This window comes from Comamonas sp. MYb396 (assembly GCF_037479555.1).
GTDB lineage: Bacteria > Pseudomonadota > Gammaproteobacteria > Burkholderiales > Burkholderiaceae_C > Comamonas.
Genome location: NZ_JBBGYU010000004.1, coordinates 1 through 16,536, shown reverse-complemented (window position 1 = coordinate 16,536; position 16,536 = coordinate 1). Strand labels below are relative to the sequence as shown.

The window sequence follows — 16,536 nt, the reverse complement described above, 5'->3', positions numbered from 1 at the left end:
CAGCACAATCCATCCACTTCTCCGCCGTGGCGGAGCGTTCTCCCTCGCCCTCTGCTATGTCGACCTCATCTCCCTCTTCTGACGCGCCGCAAGATGCCCCCAGTGGCAATATGCTGCTCTGGATCCTGTTGGCGCTGGCCCTAGGATTTGCCGTCTGGCAGCCGCGCAGCCCGCAGGCGACCATGGCGCTGGTCGATTGGCAGACCATTGGTGCCTTGGCCGGCCTGCTGGCCATTACCCAGGCGGTCGAGCGCAGCGGCATGCTGCAGGCCACGGCCCAGCGGCTGCTGACGCGGGTATCGACCTTGCGCGGCCTGGCACTGCTGCTGACGGCCACTGCGGCGCTGCTCTCGGCCCTGGTGACCAACGATGTCAGCCTGTTTCTGCTGGTGCCGCTGACGGCCGTGCTGGCCGCCCAGGCCCATTTGCCGTTGGCGCGCCTCGTGGTGCTGCAGGCCTTGGCGGTGAATGCCGGCTCTGCCCTCACCCCCATCGGCAACCCGCAAAACCTCTACCTCTGGCACCGCTCTGGCGAGAGCTTTCTGGGCTTTATGGCGATGATGGGCCCGACCGTCGCCATCATGCTGGCCTGGGTCTTTGTGGCAGTGTGGTGGCTGGTGCCGCGCACCGCCATCACGCTCAAGCCGGCTACTGCACCCGTTGCCGTACAGCCGCGTTTGCTGAGCATCGCGGTGCTGCTGTTTGTGGCCTTTGTCATCGCGCTGGAGCGCCACTGGACCCTGGCCGGCCTGGGCCTGGTGTTTGGCGTGTTTGCACTGGCAGCGCCTAAGGTACTGCGCGGCGTGGACTGGGCCTTGCTGGCCACCATTGCGCTGATGTTTGTGGTGCTGCGCCAGGTGGCGGAGCTGCCTGCGATGCAAGCGCTGCTGCTGCAGTGGCCGATTGCCGAGGGCTGGCGCGCCTACCTGGCCGCCATTGTGGCGTCACAGGTCATCAGCAATGTGCCTGCCACCATCTTGCTCGACGGCAGCGTGCGCGACCTGCCCGCCCTGGCCGCTGGCGTGAGTGTCGGCGGCTTTGGCTGCGTGCTGGGCTCGCTCGCCAACCTGATCGCGCTGCGCCTGGCGCGCCTGCCCAATGGGCTGTGGGAGTTTCACCGCATCAGCATTCCGTTTTTGCTGGTGTGCGCGGCTTCGGCGGCATTGTTGCGCTTGGGGTGAAGTGGCACATGCGATGTGCGCCATATTTTGCCAAAGCAGTTGAAGCCAAACCTCAGCGAAGCTGCCACGCCCGGCTAAATCCTCGCGGGGCTTTCCCCAGTCTCGCGGATCAATGTCTCAGCAGGAATGCCAAGACCTCGATGCAGGCTACGAATCATGGTCAAAGAGAGCGGGCGCTTGTGCGCTAGCACCTCATAGACCCGATTGGTCTGCCCGATCATCGGCACAAGATCCTTCACTGACAGTCCTTGTTGATCCATTCGAAACTTAATGGCCTCAATAGGGTCCGGTGGGTCTATGGGATAGTGCTTCCGCTCATAGGCCTCAATCAGCGTAACAAGCGCGTCAAACGCTGCCCCTTCTTCACTGTCTGGATCTGGCTCGGTTGGTGCATCAAAGAATGCCTCAGCCGCTTTCAAAGCGGCTTGGTAGTCAGCCTCTGTGCGAATCGGTTTGAGTTGGAATTTCATGCTTTATGCTCCACAGTTTCGACGTCAGCCTGGTCGTATTCCTCATGGGTGCCAACGAACTTGATGAACATGACCCCAGCTTTGTAAACCACCGCAACGACGATGCGATAGTCATTGCCCTTGATGTTAAACACAACACGGTTGTTTCCAACAAAGCTTGCATTGCGGTACTGAGCCTTGATCTCAGCCGGTGTTTTCCATTCCGCACTGGAAACCTCTTGGTACCAACCCTGCAAAGGAGCCATCGCGAGTGGATGCTTCTCCCAGAATGTGCGCAACGTGGACAGGGCAATGATTCGCATAGGGTGAATTTTAGTCCCGAATTGGGACTGATACAAGTGACTGTGTAGTTTGGCTCTGCTGAGAAGCCAAAATAATGCCAAGGAGGTTTTCCTCAAGTACGCCGCAGCTGGACCAAGGCAGATCTGACCACCAGCATGCAGCAAAATGGAGCCTAGCAAGAATTCCGATGGTGCTACGGACTGGTAGCTGTGTTGGTCGCTAGCGCTTTTCTGGCGACCAAACGCCTCCACACATCATTGATCAATAGAAAGATATTTTTATGCGCATAGCCACCTGGAACGTCAACTCCCTCTCCGTCCGTCTGCCGCAGATGCTGGAATGGCTGGCGGCCAACCCGGTCGATGTGCTGGGTCTGCAGGAGCTCAAGCTGACCGATGACAAGTTTCCGCATGAGGCTTTGGCCGAGGCCGGCTACCAGGCAGTGGCCTTTGGCCAGAAGACTTACAACGGCGTGGCGCTGCTCAGCCGGGGCGAGCTCAAGGATGTCGTGCGCGCCAACCCGCAGTTTGCCGATGAGCAGTCGCGCATCATTGCCGGTACGGTGGCCAGCCCGGCTGGCGATATCCGCGTGATCAACTGCTATTTCGTCAACGGCCAGGAGCCGGGCTCGGACAAGTTTGCCTACAAGCTGCGCTGGCTCAGCGGGCTGGAGGCCTATGTGAAGGCCGAGATGGCCTTGCACCCGCGCCTGGTGCTGGTGGGCGACTTCAATGTGGCGCCGGAAGACCGCGACAGCTACGACCCCGATGGCCTGCGCGACACCATCCACCACACCAAGGAAGAGCGCGATGCCTTCCAGGGCCTGCTCGCGCTGGGCTTGACCGATGCTTACCGCCTGTTCGAGCAGCCCGAGAAAAGCTACAGCTGGTGGGACTACCGCATGCTGGGCTTCCAGAAAAACCGGGGTCTGCGCATTGACCATATCCTGGTGAGCGACGCACTCAAGGGCGCGGTGAGCGCCTGCACGATTGACCGCGCACCGCGCAAGAACAAGCAGCCCAGCGACCATGCACCGGTGGTGGTGACCTTGGGCTGATCTGGCCTTCGGCCAATGCAAAAACGGGCCGCAGCCCGTTTTTTTGTTGTCTGTACCGCGCTGAGCGCAGCCCTCAATCAAGCCTTGGGATCTGTCTCCGGCAGCGCATGCATCGCCAGCGCGGCCTCGGCATCGAGCTTGCGGCTCAGGGCTTCGGCGTCTTCTTCGGACAGCAACTCTCCCTCCCACTTCGCGACCACAGCAGAGGCCAGCGAGTTGCCCACCGCATTGGTCGCGGAGCGCCCCATGTCCAGGAAGGTGTCGATGCCCAGGATCAGCAGCAGACCTGCTTCAGGGATATTGAAGTGGCTCAAGGTGGCGGCAATCACCACCAGCGAGGCGCGCGGCACGCCGGCAATGCCCTTGGAGGTGAGCATCAGCACCAGCAGCATGGTGATCTGCGTGCCCAAGGACAGCTCGATGCCATAGGCCTGTGCGATGAACAGGGTCGCAAAGGTGCAGTACATCATCGAGCCATCGAGGTTGAAGGAGTAGCCCATCGGCATCACAAAGCTCGAGATCTTGCGCTTGACGCCAAAGCGGTCCAGCGCGTCGAGGATCTTGGGGTAGGCGGCTTCGGAGCTGGCCGTGGCAAAGGACACCATGAAGGCCTCCTTGATGAGGGTCAGCAGCTTGAACACGCGCTTGCCCAGGAAGGCCATGCCGGCCAGCACCAGCAGGGACCACAGAATGAACAGGCCCAGGTAGAACTCGCCCATGAACACGGCGAACTTGAGCAAAATGCCCAGGCCATTGATGGCCACGGTCGAGGCCATGGCCGAGAGCACCGCCAGCGGCGCGAGCTTCATCACATAGCCGGTGATCTTGAGCATCACATGCGAGAGCTCATCAATAGCGGCCAGAAGCGTCTTGGCCTTGTCGCCCAGCGCGGCCATGGCCACACCAAAGAACATCGAGAACACGACGATCTGCAAGATCTCGTTGTTCGCCATCGCCTCGGCAAACGACTTGGGCACCGTGTGGTTGATGAACTCGCGCAAGGTGAACTTGCCGGTGGCCAGGTTCGTGGCCGCGCTCACATCGGGCAGCGGCAGACCGAGGTTGGCGCCTGGCTGCAGCACATTGGCCAGCACCATGCCCAAGAGCAGCGACACGAGCGATGCGGTCAGGAACCACATCATGGCCTTGAAGAACACCCGCCCCACCGAGGCGGCATCGCCCATGTGCGCAATGCCCACCACCAGGGTCGAGAACACCAGCGGCCCGATCAGCATCTTGATCAGGCGCAGGAACACATCCGAGACGATAGCGATATAGCCAGCAATATCCTTGGCAGCGGCTGCATCCGCAGCGCCTGCATTCACTGCGTAGCCCAGTGCAATACCGGCCAGCATCGCCGCCAAAATCCACAGCGCCGACGAAGAGCCCTTTTTGCCCGTGAGAGCCATAACCAATACCTTTGATGTCTGTGATTTATGGTGCTGTCCAGGGCGATCTGGGCCTCGTATGCGGCACATCAGCAAGGCGTTCATGCTGGACTGTGTGCGCTTTTTCCAGCCCGGGCAGGCTTTGCTGCCGGGAGCAAGCTGCGGTTCGGCCGCAAAAGGGAAGAGCGATGAGGCTGCCTTGGACGGCAGGATTGCAGGTTCTGCGGGCCCGATTGTAGCCGCAAGTTTTTACGGGTAAACGCGTACGCCTTGAGAAAGTGGGCGCCTACATGGTAATTTTTTCCCAATTCACGGGAAATATTACAAAGCTGCCAGGCAACTTACGGCGCAGTGCGGGCGGCCCCACAGGGAGTCTGCCCGCTTTCGCATAGACGTCTTGTAACAGCTTATTCAGAATGCGTGCTCTATCGCGCGCGGGCGTCCTGCATATGCTGCAATTCATCGGTATAGCGGCGCAGCTGCTGCGCCTGGCCTTGCAGCAGCGGCCGCACATCCAGCGGCAAGGCCGATTCCAGCACGCGCTGGTAGCGCTCGGCCACCAGCACCAGACTGAGGTTGCACTCGGCAATCAGGTCGCGATCGCTGTGGAGGTTGGCGCGCTGCTTGAACTCGGTCCAGCGGCGGTGCATGCGGCCGGCAGCGCTCAGCCCCGGCCGCTCGACCAGCGGGCTGGGCTCGGCCAGTTGCAGCTGCACATCCTGCAGCTGCCAGTCCATGGCGCGGAACTGCTCGGCTAGCGCATACAGGTGGCTGCGCAACGCAATCGCCCGGGCTTGCTCGCTGCCCGCGACCAGGCATTCCTCGCAATCGGCCAGTCCTTGCTGCAGCACGCGCACCGCGTGCTGCACCTGGGCGGCAGACAGCTGTTCGCCTTGCAGGCCGCTGATTGCGTGGTCATAGGCGGCACGTGCAATGGTCCTCGCCTCAGGCCAGTCCATGGGGTTGCTGCCGCGCACATGCTGCCACTGCACCTCCAGCTGGGTGGCCAGCGCATCAAAGCCCGAGGGGTTGCGCTGCGCGGCATACCAGCCCAGCGCCAGCGCCGGGCGGTAGGCCTCGAAGGGTTGGCCCGCCACATAAAAATCCATGCTTTGGTAGTGGCTGCGCCAGTAGCTGTCTTCGCGCGCTGGGTTGCCCCACAGGGCCTTGGCCTTGGGCGGCAGGCCGCCGGCCATGGCGCTGTGCAGCGCGTCGCCCGCCAGCTGAGCCATGCCATTGGCGGTCGACGCTGCCAGCCGCAAGCTATTGAGCAGCGCCGAGCGCTGGCGGCCAATGCGTTCGGGCGAATTGCGGTACGCCTGGGCCGAAAACACCGAAGTCATCTTTTGCATGGATTGCACCACCGGACAGACAGGAATAGCCCATTGTGGCACGGTTCAAACCGTATCGATGGCGGGCCTCTGTCAGCGAAACCGCCGCTTTGAAAGGCGGCGGTTTTTCTAAAGATCGGCGCGCTTACGCATCAATCATCGCTGGCCGACAGCCCCAGCTCCTGGATCTTGCGCGTGATGGTGTTGCGGCCAATGCCCAGGCGCTGGGCCGCTTCCATGCGGCGGCCATGGGTAGCGGCCAGCGCACTCTTGATCAGCTGCGATTCAAAGCGGCGGCTGAGCACATCCCAGACCTCGGTGCTGCCCGATTGCAGCAGCACATCGGCCTCGCGGGCCAGATCGCCCTCCCAATCACCGCCCTGCGCTGCGCCATTGGGCACGCCATGGACGGGTATGGACACGGCAGGCAGGCTGGCTGGCACCTCCGCGGCAGCGGGCCGGTAGCTGTGCTCTTGCGGCGCGGCCTGCACGGCTTGCGCTGCGCTGGGCGGGCTGGGAGTGGCCGGCGGCGCAGCAGGCGTGGCCTGCAGCACTTCCGGTGGCAGATCCTGCACGGACACCCATTGCGCGGGCGCCATGACGGTGATCCAGTGGCAGATGTTCTCCAGCTGCCGCACATTGCCCGGGAACACAAACTGGGCCAGTTGGGCCAGTGCCGCTTCCGACAGCTGCTTGGGCTCCACCCCCAGTTGCTTGGCACTGGCAGCCAGAAAATGCCGCGCCAGCATCGGAATGTCTTCCTTGCGCTCGCGCAGCGGTGGCAGGCGCAGGCGGATCACATTGAGGCGGTGGAACAAGTCCTCGCGGAACACGCCCTTGTGCACCCGGTCTTCCAGGTTCTGGTGGGTGGCCGCTATCACGCGCACATGCGACTTGACCGGCACATGGCCGCCCACACGGTAGAAATGCCCGTCAGACAGCACGCGCAGCAGCCGGGTCTGCAGGTCAAACGGCATGTCGCCGATTTCGTCCAGAAACAAGGTGCCGCCTTCGGCCTGTTCAAAGCGGCCGCGGCGCTGGGTTTGCGCGCCGGTGAAAGCACCGCGCTCATGGCCAAACAGCTCGCTCTCGAGCAGATCCTTGGGGATGGCCGCAGTGTTGATGGCCACAAAGGGGCCACCCGCCACCGGCGAATGCTTGTGCAGCGCGCGCGCGACCAGCTCCTTGCCCGAGCCAGACTCGCCCGTCACCATCACCGTGACATTGCTTTGCGACAGCCGGCCAATGGCACGGAACACATCCTGCATCGCAGGCGCCTGGCCCAGCATCTCTCCACCGCCAGCGGCCTGCGACAGCTCGGGCGCCTGGCTTTCGCTCTGCTGCACGGCGCGCTTGATCAGCTCCACGGCCTTGGGCAGGTCAAAGGGCTTGGGCAGGTATTCAAAGGCTCCGCGCTGGAAGGCCGAGACAGCGCTGTCCAGGTCCGAGTACGCGGTCATGATGATGACCGGTAGCTGCGGATGGTCCTGGTGCACCTGTTCGAGCAACTGCAGGCCATTGCCGCCCGGCATGCGGATGTCGCTGACCAGCACCGACGGCGCCAGCGCCTGGTCGCTCACATTGTCAAAGGCTTCGAGTACTTCCTTGGGATGCACAAAGCTGCGCGTGGGCAGCTGCTCGCGGGCGAGTGCCTTCTCCAGTACAAATCGGATCGACGGGTCATCATCCACTATCCAGATTGGTTTCATTGTCGCTATCACCCTACCCTTACAGTTCTACATACCGTGGTCCTGCAGCAAGGGAAGCCAACTGCCCCCTAGTCTGTCAACGGCAGCATGATGCGGAAATCCGTGCGCCCGGGCTCGCTCTCGCATTCAATCAGGCCTTCATGCCGCTGCACAAAGGTCTGCGCCAGCGGCAAACCCAGGCCCGTGCCACCATCACGTCCGGTCACCAAGGGGTAGAAGATCCGCTCCTTGATGTCCGGCTCGATGCCAGGACCGTTGTCGATGACATGCAATTCCAGTGCCAACTTGTGCCGCTTGCGGCCCAAGGTCAGCTGCCGGGCAATGCGGGTGCGCAAAGTAATGCGCGCATTGTCCTGGGCCATTTGCGGGACCAGCACCTGCGCAGCATTTTGCACAATGTTCAGCAAGGCCTGGATCAGCTGCTCGCGATCGCCTCGGATCTCGGGCAGCGAGGTGTCGTAATCGCGCTCGATGCGCAGGCCCTGCGGGTACTCCAGCAGCACCAGCTGGCAGACGCGCTCGCAGACCTCGTGGATATTGACATCCCCCACCGTGTGCGGGTGGCGGTGCGGCGCGAGCAAGCGATCCACCAGGGCCTGCAAGCGGTCGGCCTCGTGGATGATGACGTCGGTGTATTCCTTGAGCTGGGCATCGGGCAGCTCCAGCTCCAGCAGCTGGGCCGCGCCCCGAATGCCACCCAGCGGGTTCTTGATCTCGTGGGCGAGGTTGCGGATCAGCTCCTTGTTGGCCAGCGCCTGCTCGCGCACCCGCTCCTCGCGGTCCTGGCGCACCTGCTGCTCCAGCGGCCACAGCTCCACCAGAATGCTCTCCTCCTCTTCCCACCAGGAGAGGTTGGCATGCACGGGAAAGGCATCTTGCAGGCTGCGCCGCAATTGCGCCTCAAAGCGCAGCGAAGAAAAGCGCTGCGCCCGCGCATCGACCAGGGCCTTGTGGATCAGCTCATCGTCCTGGAAAAATCCACCAAAGTAGTGGCCCAGAATGCTTTTGCGCGAGACGCCCAGCGCATTCTCCAGCGCCGCATTGACCCGCACGGCGGCGCCATCGAGCCGTATCACGGCGACCAAGGTGGCGATGTGTTCCAGCGCCTGCCATTCGCGATCCATGGCACGGAGGTCAGACATGGGATATGCCCCAAAAGGTAGAAGTTTTGATTATGGGGCCGGCAGGCGTTGGAGCTCACGCTGGATACCGGCGATATCGCTGTCGTTGCGCGTGATTTCCTGCTTCAGATCGGCCACGCGCTTGGTGTAGAAGGCAGGGTTGCGCATCTCCAGGGCGTTTTTCTCGGGCTCGCCGTTGTTGTACTCGCGCGCCAAAGCGAGCTTCTTGTCCTGGGCTTTTTTCAGCTCGGTCTCGAGGATGAGGCGCGCATCGGAATCGCGGGCGCGGCCTTCGGCCGTGGTGGAGCGTGGCGCGGGGGTGGCAGCGGCGGGCGCGCGCGCGGGGCGCGGGGCAGCTGCGGGGGCATTGGGGGCGGGCGCCGGGCTGGCAGCAGGCGTGTGCGGGCGCGTGCCTTGCACGATGGTGACATTGGCGCCTTCAACCACGGCGCAGCCCTTTTGCCGCGCCTTGGCCACATCGTTGGTGTATTCATTGCCACAGCGATAAATGCGATCCTGCGCCACCGCGCCTTGCGCACATGCCACTGCCACCATCAAAAACAACAACTTTGTATGCATAACCCCGTTTCGCCCGTTCACTCCACTTTGCCCGTATGTCCGTGACAGCCCGTTAGCGGCTTTGCACGATGGCCCCTCTCTGCAACCCGCAGTGTAGCTACAAAGGAGGCCGATCATGCCGAACAGTTCCTGCTGTTACAGATTCACCCCTGTCCGGGCATGCCCCCTGCCCCGAGAGCACGCATAAAAAAAGGCCTGCCACCCTCGCAGGTCGGCAGGCCGTTTTACCCAAAGGGCCAAGCCCCAAGGGCCTGGCCAGCAGGGGCTTACAGCGAGTAGTACATGTCGTATTCGACAGGGTGCACGGCTTGGCGGAAGCGGGTCACTTCGCCCATCTTCAGCTCGATGTAGGCATCCAGCATGCTGTCGCTGAACACACCGCCCTTGGTCAGGAACGCGCGGTCGGCATCCAGTGCTTCCAGAGCCTGGTCCAGGCTGTGGCACACGGTAGGAACCAGCTTGTCTTCCTCGGGTGGCAGATGGTACAGATCCTTGGTGGCGGCTTCACCCGGATGGATCTTGTTTTCCACGCCGTCCAGACCGGCCATCAACAGCGCTGCGAAGCCCAGGTAGGGGTTCATCAGGGGATCGGGGAAACGTGCTTCCACGCGGCGGCCCTTGGGGTTGCTCACGTAAGGAATACGGATCGATGCCGAGCGGTTCTTGGCCGAGTAAGCCAGCTTCACAGGCGCTTCGAAACCAGGAACCAGGCGCTTGTAGCTGTTGGTGCCAGGGTTGGTGATGGCGTTCAGGGCACGGGCGTGCTTGATGATGCCGCCGATGTAGTACAGCGCGAAATCGGACAGACCGGCATAGCCGTCACCGGCGAACAGGTTCTTGCCGTCTTTCCACACGGACTGGTGCACGTGCATGCCCGAGCCGTTGTCGCCCGAGTATGGCTTGGGCATGAAGGTCGCGGTCTTGCCGTAGGTGTCTGCCACGTTCCAGATCACGTACTTCTGCACTTGGGTCCAGTCCGCACGCTCGACCAGAGTCGAGAAACGGGTGCCCAGTTCGTTCTGGCCAGCGCCCGCCACTTCATGGTGGAACACTTCGACCGGGATGCCCAGCGATTCGAGCAGCAGCGACATTTCAGCGCGCATGTCCTGGGTGCTGTCAACAGGAGGCACGGGGAAGTAGCCGCCCTTGACGCGTGGACGGTGGCCACGGTTGCCGTTGTCGAACTTGGCGCCGCTGTTCCAGGGTGCTTCGTACTCTTCGATGTCGAAGAACGGGTTGTTGGGTTCGGTGCTCCAACGCACGCCGTCGAAGATGAAGAATTCTGGCTCTGGACCGAAGTAGGCGGTGTCGCCCAGGCCCGATGCCTTCAGGTAGGCTTCTGCGCGCTTGGCCACCGAACGTGGATCGCGGTCATAGGCCTTGCCATCACCGGGCTCGATCACGTCGCACTGCAGGAACATCGTGGTTTCGTCAAAGAACGGATCGATGTTGGCGGTGTTGGGATCGGGCATCAGCAGCATGTCGGATGCTTCGATACCCTTCCAGCCAGCGATGGAGGAGCCATCAAACGCGTGGCCCGAGGTGAACTTGTCTTCGTCAAAGTGCGAGATAGGCACCGTGACGTGCTGTTCCTTGCCACGGGTGTCGGTGAAACGCAGATCAACGAACTTGACCTCGTTCTCGTCCAACATGCTCATCACATCTGCAACGCTCTTGGCCATCTAATGCTCCAAAGAAAATCGTGAATAAAAAGGGCTGTGCCAAGACTAAAGCAGTTTACGTGCCAGTTTTGTGACATGCCCATGCCGACCAGAAAATGCGGGCCCGTCAGAACGCGACCGCACCCGGACTGTGCCCAATGCCAGACTGTACCGCGCTTTTGGCCTGGGCCTCCGAGGGGCGACGAGGATTTTGCAGCCCACCGCCCAGATCCGTGCAGACCAGGGCCTGCATTGCCGCACAAGCACCAAGATGGTGCAAAACTACCAGCGCTTTATGCGGATGGCGCACATGCACCAAAATAGCTATTTGCGCACCTTATTGGTGCATTGGCAGCTGAGGCACTGGCCGAGCCCATTGGCACATGCCCTGCTCCGCGCCCTTCCATTTTTGAACAGGTTTTTACTTGGGCTCCGTGCCATCGGCCAGCAAGCTGGCATCGGTTGTACCGGCCACGAGCGGCTCCGCCACCGGCGGCTGCGCGCCCAGGTCGCCATTCTCGATCCGCAGCTGCTGCAGCGCGGCCAGGCAGAAGTGGATGAACCACAGCGAGGAAAACGCAAAGGTGATGGCATAGATCCACACGGCGATGGGAATCAGCACCACAAACCCAATGGTGAACACCATGCCCGAGGCCCAGACGACGCTGGGCGCAATGCCGATGTAGCCCGAGATGATGCCCATCAGCAAGAGCGGCCAGCGGTGGCGCTGCAGCAGCGTGTCGCGCTCAGCCTTGCTGGCATGCTCGGCCAGGGCATCCACACTCATCACGCGATAGGTCAGCCAGCCCCAGATGACGGGCGGCACAATCAGCACCAAAGGCGGGATCAGCCACAGCGGCGTGGTGACGACAAAGGCCACAATGGCCACCGCCGAGGTGCTCAAGGCCCAGAGCACGCTGGTGACCAGGCCCATGCCCTGCTTCTTCTCCAGCCGGGCAAAGCGCTGCTCGGTCACCATGTTGACCAGGGCCGGCGTCATCAAAAGCGCAATCACCAGCAGCGCGACCACCGCTGCCACCGGCGTGATCAGGATCAGCACCACAAAGGGCGCAATGCCGGCCGCAAAACCTTCGGTGCCACTGCTGCCAAACCAGCTGAATACCGTGCGCAGCCAGCCAATCGTCTCCACCCAGTGCTGCATCGTCGCCACGGCGCCCGACCAGTAAAAATAGCTCCAGCCACCCAAGGCCACCAGCATCATCACCAGTGGCAGCACCGACAGCAGCATGACCCGGGGCCGGAAACAATAGGCGGCGGCACGCCAGAAGGCATCAAACATCAGGCGGGAGCCCGCAGACGCGAGGGGCATGGGGTGAACTCCTTGTGTATCTGGGCGGGTGGCCAGGCTGGCGGGCCGCTCAGTGATTCGGTATCAAGCGGGTGTGCCGCACCTAGGCGCGGCCCAAAAGGCGCAGTACCCCACGCCATTGCTGGCTCCAAAAGCCGCGCCCGTAATCGCGCAGCTGCCCTTGCCGGTTGGGCTGCACCTGGTCACGGATGCCGGTGGGGTCATAGCGTAGCTCAAAGTTGGCGGTGCCAAAAAGCATATCCCACCATGGCAGCAGCACACCAAAATTGCAGCCCCCCAAGCGGGTGCGCGGGGCAGCCTCGCCGGCTTTCACAGCGGTGTTGGGCGCGGCATTGTTGGCAGGCGACTCATGGCCGATGCCGATCGCATGGTGACGGCGGTGAAAACGCGGGCTGATCCACAGCCGCTCACCCAGGCGGCCAAACCACAGGCGCAGATTGGCATGCTGCAGGCTTTCGCTCAGCTGGGTGATCGCGACAATCGCCACAAACTGGCTGGGTGCGACACCGATCAACACGGCGACAAACACCAGAATACTGTCATGCACCAGGTCATCGAGCAGGTGGTTGCGGTTGTCGCTCCACATCGTCATCTGCTGCTGCGAATGGTGCAAGGCATGCAGGCGCCACCACCAGACGAATTGGTGCTGACCCCGGTGGATCCAGTACGCGACAAAGTCGAACACCACCAGGTAGATCAGCAGGCTGACCCAGCCCAGGTCGGTCACGCCAGGCCAGAGCGCATCGAGGTGCCAAGTCTCAAAGCCGCGCACGCGCAGCGCCCCCACCACCATGTCCCACAGCGGATCGATGGTAAAGAACAAGGCCAGGCGGAACAGGCCCAGGCGATGGATAAAGGTGTAGAGCATGTCCACACGGATCGCATGCCGGTCGGTCACGGCCTCGACCGGCCGCCAGCGCTGCAAGGGCGCAATCACCAGCACCATGACGAGGATCTGCAGACAGCCCACGAGGAACCAGCCCGCTGCCGTGTAGCCATCTTCCAGATAGCTGGCCAGGCCGAGGTTGAACAGCAGCGGCTGCAGCAACTGCTCAAACAGCCACTGCTGTGCGTTGTCAAAAAGCGTGCTGAGAAATTCCATGGCAAACCATTAGTTCAAACCGGGCCGCAAGCCCTGCAGCCGCCAGTGTGCGCTACGACAAGCGCTCTCAGCCACCATGCTGACGAATCCAATCTTGGTACTGCGGGTGCTCGCGCAAGGTGGCAAAACAAAATCCCTTGGCCTGCAAGCCTTCAATCAAGGGCTCCAGCACGGCCGGTGCCCAGGGGTCCTTGCGGTCCCAGATGCCGAGGTGGGCCAGCAAGATATCGCCGGGGCGGATGTCGCGCAGCGCCTTGTCCAGCAACTGCTGGTTGGGGTACTTGTCGCTGGGCAATTCATCGCCCAGAAAGCCCGCTGGCGACCAGCCCACATGGGCATAGCCGCAGCGCCTGGCCGCCGCAATCAGGCTGGGCGAGGTCTTGCCGCCGGGCGCGCGGAACAGCGGCAAAGGCTTGACGCCGGTGATCTTGGCGAGACGGTCCTCGGATTGCTGGATCTGCGCGCAGTACTGTGCGGCCGACCATTCAAAACGCTGCCCGGCCTGCGGGCCTTGCGAAGGCTGCACCTTGAAGCGGGGCGCGGCGCCTGCCGGCACTTTGATATCGCCACGCCAGTAGGTGTGGTCCCAGGTGTGCGAGGCAAAGACATGGCCTTCTGCGGCGCGCGCGCGCCACCAAGGGGCCCAGTGGTCACCCAGGCTGCCATCGCCCTCCTTGGTGCGCTCATTGGCGGCAAAGAAGGTCACCTTCACCTGCGTCTTGCGCAAGACGTCGGCGATCTGGTTGGCCACGCCCATGTGGCCGGTGTCCAAGGTCAGATAGACAGGCTTGCTGCAGCTGCCTGCCGCAGTTGCTGCAGCGGCAGGCGCTGGAGCAGCAGGCTGGGCAAAGGCAGCAGCGCTGCCCCAACTTGCGGCCAGAAGCCAGAAAAATGTGCTGCGCATGGCGTGGAGATCCCCTCTGCTACTGACTCAACAATGCACGGACCATGCACTAGCGCGGTGCGTGGTCCAGCACCCAGATGCCATGCGGCGACTTGCCCACCTTCACCTGGTTGACCACCTTGCGCTCGACCGTATCGATCACGCTCATCTTGCCCGCCCAGCGCGAGCTGAGGTAGATATAGCGGCCATCCGGACTCACATCCATGCAGTCAGGGCCGCTGGGGCCGGGATAGCGGTCGACGACGGTCTGGCTCAGCATGTCGAGCTTGCTGATGCTATTGGCCACCCGGTTGCTGACAAAAAGATGGCGGCCATCGCCGGTCGCGCGGAAGGCGTGCGCGCCCTTGTCGGTCTTGATGGTCTTGACCAACTGGGGCTCTGCGCCGCTCACATCAAACACCTGCACGCCGTCGCTGCCGGTCAGTGCGACAAAAACGAATTTGTCGTCCGGGCTGCCATACAGATCGGCGGGCATCTGCCCCGTCTTGGTGCGCCATTTCAGGGTCTGGGTGGCGATGTCGATCGCGACCAGCTCATCGCTGTCCTGCATGGTCGAGTAGATCGTCCGGCTCTTGCTATCGATCCACAGGTGGCTGGGCGTCTTGCCGGTGGCAATGCGCTTGACCAGCTTGGGCTCTTGCCCATCCCAGCGGTAGATGTCGATGTGGTTGAGGCGGTTGGCTGCCGTCACAAACCACTTCATGTCGGGCGAAAAACGCAGATGGTAGGGATCGGAGATGCCCTGAATCACGCGCTGCACCTCGGCCGTCTTGGGATCGACAAAGGTCAGCGAGTCACCGGTCGCATTGGCCACGATCACCGACTTGCTGTCCGGCGTCAGGTACAGGTGGTGGGGCTCCTTGCCCGTAGGAATGCGCTTGACCTCTTTCCAGGTCGTGGGGTCAATCACGCTGATGCTGGCATCCAGCGAATTGAGCACCAAAATGGGGTTGGCAGCATGCACCGCAGTGGCGGCAAAGGCCATCACCGCAATCAGGGAACGGGCAAAAACGAAAGGCTTCACAAGCGATTCCTACTAGTAACGCAGCGAGTGTAGCCGCCCGCGATAAATTGCAGCACGACGCAGGGGCGATTGGCGATGTAAATAATCGTTGAACTTGCGCCAAAGCTACAGCAGGCCCAAAACCCTCAGGGCTTGAGCAGTGCCAGCTCGTCGGCCTTCAGCCAGCGCCACTCGCCCGGCTTGAGCTCATCGCTCAGCACCAAGCCACCAATCTGCGCCCGGTGCAGGCCTTCCACCCGGTTACCGACGGCTGCCAGCATGCGCTTGACCTGGTGGTATTTGCCTTCGGTCAGCGTCAGATCCAGCGTGTTGTCACCCGTCTTCACGCAGGCCGCAGCCTTCACTGGCTTGGGGTCGTCATCCAGGACCACACCGGCCAACAAACGCTCGATCTGCTGCTCGGTCACCGCATGCTTGGCCGTCACTTGGTAGCGCTTGGGCACATGCTTCTTGGGCGAGCTCATGCGGTGGATGAACTGGCCGTCGTCGCTCAGCAGCAGCATGCCAGTCGTGTCCTGGTCCAGGCGGCCGACGGCCTGCAAACCCTGGATGGCGTTCTTGTTGGGGCGCGTGCGCAGCGGCACCGGCAGCAGGCTGTAGATGCTGGGATAGGCCGAAGGCTTTTGCGAGCACTCGGTGCCAGCGGGCTTGTTCAGCAGCACATAGCCCAGCGCATGGTATTCCCACTCCACGCCCTGAACCTTGAAGCGCAGGCCCTCGGGCTCTATGTCGGCGGTCGAGTCCGTCTCCACAACCCATTCGTTCGCCTGTGCATCCCACAACTGCACCCAGCCTTGTTGCACCAGGCCCGAGCACACGCGGCGCACACCAAAACCCTGCGAATACAACATATCCTGCAACTGCATCCCAACCCCTTCACGCCAGCCACAGACCGCTGCTGCAGCGAGATAAAAAGAAAAACCCCTCTACTCGGTAGAGCAGAGGGGTTGATCAGTATAAAAGCCTGACGATGACCTACTTTCACACGGGAATCCGCACTATCATCGGCGCGAAGTCGTTTCACTGTCCTGTTCGGGATGGGAAGGAGTGGTACCAACTTGCTATGGTCATCAGGCATAACTTTTTGCTCCTTGGCGGCTTTGCGCTGATCGGTCGATCAGGGCATTGCTGCTTTCGAAGCGAATTCATAGAGTCGGCATCAAGCTTTGAGGCTTGGTGCTATCAGCGTTTAATTTGATTGCGCCGACCTGAGCCAGTGATTGTAACACGCTGTGGTGCCCATCATGGTCTGATCTCAAGTCTTTGGCATAACTGCAGTTGCAGTGTTCTTTGCATTGGGCCCCATCTAAGGCGGGGCCCATCAAAGTTATAGGGTCAAGCCGCACGAGCAATTAGTATTGGTTAGCTTAACGCATTGCTGCGCTTCCACACCCAAC

The 16,536-nt window shown here is 61.9% G+C and carries 15 protein-coding genes and 1 rRNA gene; 2 read left to right on the top strand and 14 right to left on the bottom strand.

Annotated elements, in window-relative coordinates:
• The first annotated feature begins 56 nt into the window (after window positions 1–56).
• Window positions 57–1,181, top strand: coding sequence for an SLC13 family permease (locus tag WH265_RS10335; RefSeq protein ID WP_339558214.1), 1,125 nt, complete (start codon window positions 57–59; stop codon window positions 1,179–1,181).
• Window positions 1,182–1,255: 74 nt separating this feature from the next.
• On the opposite strand, the gene WH265_RS10330 is transcribed toward WH265_RS10335, so the two are convergent.
• Both WH265_RS10330 and WH265_RS10325 read right to left on the bottom strand, forming a co-directional pair.
• The gene (locus tag WH265_RS10330) at window positions 1,256–1,651 is read right to left on the bottom strand and encodes a helix-turn-helix domain-containing protein (RefSeq protein WP_021025415.1); all 396 of its coding nucleotides are present in this window, start codon (window positions 1,649–1,651) and stop codon (window positions 1,256–1,258) included.
• A complete protein-coding gene (locus WH265_RS10325; protein ID WP_027010542.1) occupies window positions 1,648–1,953 on the bottom strand; it encodes a type II toxin-antitoxin system HigB family toxin in 306 nt (101 codons plus the stop codon). The genes WH265_RS10330 and WH265_RS10325 overlap by 4 nt, the downstream gene beginning before the upstream one ends.
• Window positions 1,954–2,213: 260 nt before the next feature.
• On the opposite strand from WH265_RS10325, the gene xth reads away from it, so the two are divergent.
• Window positions 2,214–2,990 carry an exodeoxyribonuclease III gene (gene xth, locus WH265_RS10320; protein WP_339558213.1) on the top strand — a complete coding sequence of 259 codons (777 nt, stop codon included), beginning with the start codon at window positions 2,214–2,216 and terminating at the stop codon, window positions 2,988–2,990.
• A gap of 77 nt (window positions 2,991–3,067) precedes the next feature.
• On the opposite strand, the gene WH265_RS10315 is transcribed toward xth, so the two are convergent.
• The 12 genes from WH265_RS10315 to rrf all read right to left on the bottom strand — a co-directional run bounded on the left by WH265_RS10315 (window position 3,068) and on the right by rrf (window position 16,214).
• Window positions 3,068–4,399, bottom strand: a complete 1,332-nt coding sequence (locus WH265_RS10315; RefSeq protein WP_312990328.1) for a dicarboxylate/amino acid:cation symporter — start codon at window positions 4,397–4,399, stop codon at window positions 3,068–3,070.
• Between the two features lie 404 nt (window positions 4,400–4,803).
• On the bottom strand, window positions 4,804–5,730 hold the full coding sequence (locus WH265_RS10310) for a hypothetical protein (RefSeq protein WP_339519369.1): 927 nt from the start codon (window positions 5,728–5,730) through the stop codon (window positions 4,804–4,806).
• A 131-nt stretch (window positions 5,731–5,861) separates the two neighbouring features.
• Window positions 5,862–7,418, bottom strand: coding sequence for a nitrogen regulation protein NR(I) (gene ntrC, locus WH265_RS10305; protein ID WP_339558212.1), 1,557 nt, complete (start codon window positions 7,416–7,418; stop codon window positions 5,862–5,864).
• A gap of 68 nt (window positions 7,419–7,486) precedes the next feature.
• A complete protein-coding gene (gene glnL / locus WH265_RS10300) occupies window positions 7,487–8,560 on the bottom strand; it encodes a nitrogen regulation protein NR(II) (protein WP_052329739.1) in 1,074 nt (357 codons plus the stop codon).
• A 30-nt stretch (window positions 8,561–8,590) separates the two neighbouring features.
• Window positions 8,591–9,118, bottom strand: coding sequence for a hypothetical protein (locus WH265_RS10295; RefSeq protein ID WP_116927833.1), 528 nt, complete (start codon window positions 9,116–9,118; stop codon window positions 8,591–8,593).
• A gap of 266 nt (window positions 9,119–9,384) precedes the next feature.
• Window positions 9,385–10,800, bottom strand: a complete 1,416-nt coding sequence (gene glnA, locus WH265_RS10290; protein ID WP_116927832.1) for a type I glutamate--ammonia ligase — start codon at window positions 10,798–10,800, stop codon at window positions 9,385–9,387.
• Between the two features lie 400 nt (window positions 10,801–11,200).
• On the bottom strand, window positions 11,201–12,109 hold the full coding sequence (locus WH265_RS10285; RefSeq protein ID WP_339558211.1) for an EI24 domain-containing protein: 909 nt from the start codon (window positions 12,107–12,109) through the stop codon (window positions 11,201–11,203).
• An 82-nt stretch (window positions 12,110–12,191) separates the two neighbouring features.
• A complete protein-coding gene (locus tag WH265_RS10280) occupies window positions 12,192–13,211 on the bottom strand; it encodes a sterol desaturase family protein (protein ID WP_021024918.1) in 1,020 nt (339 codons plus the stop codon).
• A gap of 67 nt (window positions 13,212–13,278) precedes the next feature.
• Window positions 13,279–14,115 (bottom strand): polysaccharide deacetylase family protein, encoded by an 837-nt coding sequence (locus WH265_RS10275; protein WP_445228515.1) that lies wholly within the window; start codon window positions 14,113–14,115, stop codon window positions 13,279–13,281.
• Window positions 14,116–14,164: 49 nt separating this feature from the next.
• Window positions 14,165–15,100 (bottom strand): YVTN family beta-propeller repeat protein, encoded by a 936-nt coding sequence (locus tag WH265_RS10270; RefSeq protein WP_339558491.1) that lies wholly within the window; start codon window positions 15,098–15,100, stop codon window positions 14,165–14,167.
• Between the two features lie 164 nt (window positions 15,101–15,264).
• Window positions 15,265–16,005, bottom strand: coding sequence for a 16S rRNA pseudouridine(516) synthase (locus WH265_RS10265; RefSeq protein ID WP_339558210.1), 741 nt, complete (start codon window positions 16,003–16,005; stop codon window positions 15,265–15,267).
• Window positions 16,006–16,101: 96 nt separating this feature from the next.
• Window positions 16,102–16,214, bottom strand: a 5S ribosomal RNA gene (gene rrf / locus WH265_RS10260).
• Window positions 16,215–16,536 lie beyond the last annotated feature (322 nt).

Coding starts and splice junctions, on each gene's coding strand:
- WH265_RS10335 (WP_339558214.1), top strand. CDS start 57: ATGTCGACCTCATCTCCCTCTTCTGACGCGCCGCAAGATGCCCCCAGT.
- WH265_RS10330 (WP_021025415.1), bottom strand. CDS start 1,651: ATGAAATTCCAACTCAAACCGATTCGCACAGAGGCTGACTACCAAGCC.
- WH265_RS10325 (WP_027010542.1), bottom strand. CDS start 1,953: ATGCGAATCATTGCCCTGTCCACGTTGCGCACATTCTGGGAGAAGCAT.
- xth (WP_339558213.1), top strand. CDS start 2,214: ATGCGCATAGCCACCTGGAACGTCAACTCCCTCTCCGTCCGTCTGCCG.
- WH265_RS10315 (WP_312990328.1), bottom strand. CDS start 4,399: ATGGCTCTCACGGGCAAAAAGGGCTCTTCGTCGGCGCTGTGGATTTTG.
- WH265_RS10310 (WP_339519369.1), bottom strand. CDS start 5,730: ATGCAAAAGATGACTTCGGTGTTTTCGGCCCAGGCGTACCGCAATTCG.
- ntrC (WP_339558212.1), bottom strand. CDS start 7,418: ATGAAACCAATCTGGATAGTGGATGATGACCCGTCGATCCGATTTGTA.
- glnL (WP_052329739.1), bottom strand. CDS start 8,560: ATGTCTGACCTCCGTGCCATGGATCGCGAATGGCAGGCGCTGGAACAC.
- WH265_RS10295 (WP_116927833.1), bottom strand. CDS start 9,118: ATGCATACAAAGTTGTTGTTTTTGATGGTGGCAGTGGCATGTGCGCAA.
- glnA (WP_116927832.1), bottom strand. CDS start 10,800: ATGGCCAAGAGCGTTGCAGATGTGATGAGCATGTTGGACGAGAACGAG.
- WH265_RS10285 (WP_339558211.1), bottom strand. CDS start 12,109: ATGCCCCTCGCGTCTGCGGGCTCCCGCCTGATGTTTGATGCCTTCTGG.
- WH265_RS10280 (WP_021024918.1), bottom strand. CDS start 13,211: ATGGAATTTCTCAGCACGCTTTTTGACAACGCACAGCAGTGGCTGTTT.
- WH265_RS10275 (WP_445228515.1), bottom strand. CDS start 14,115: ATGCGCAGCACATTTTTCTGGCTTCTGGCCGCAAGTTGGGGCAGCGCT.
- WH265_RS10270 (WP_339558491.1), bottom strand. CDS start 15,100: ATGGCCTTTGCCGCCACTGCGGTGCATGCTGCCAACCCCATTTTGGTG.
- WH265_RS10265 (WP_339558210.1), bottom strand. CDS start 16,005: ATGCAGTTGCAGGATATGTTGTATTCGCAGGGTTTTGGTGTGCGCCGC.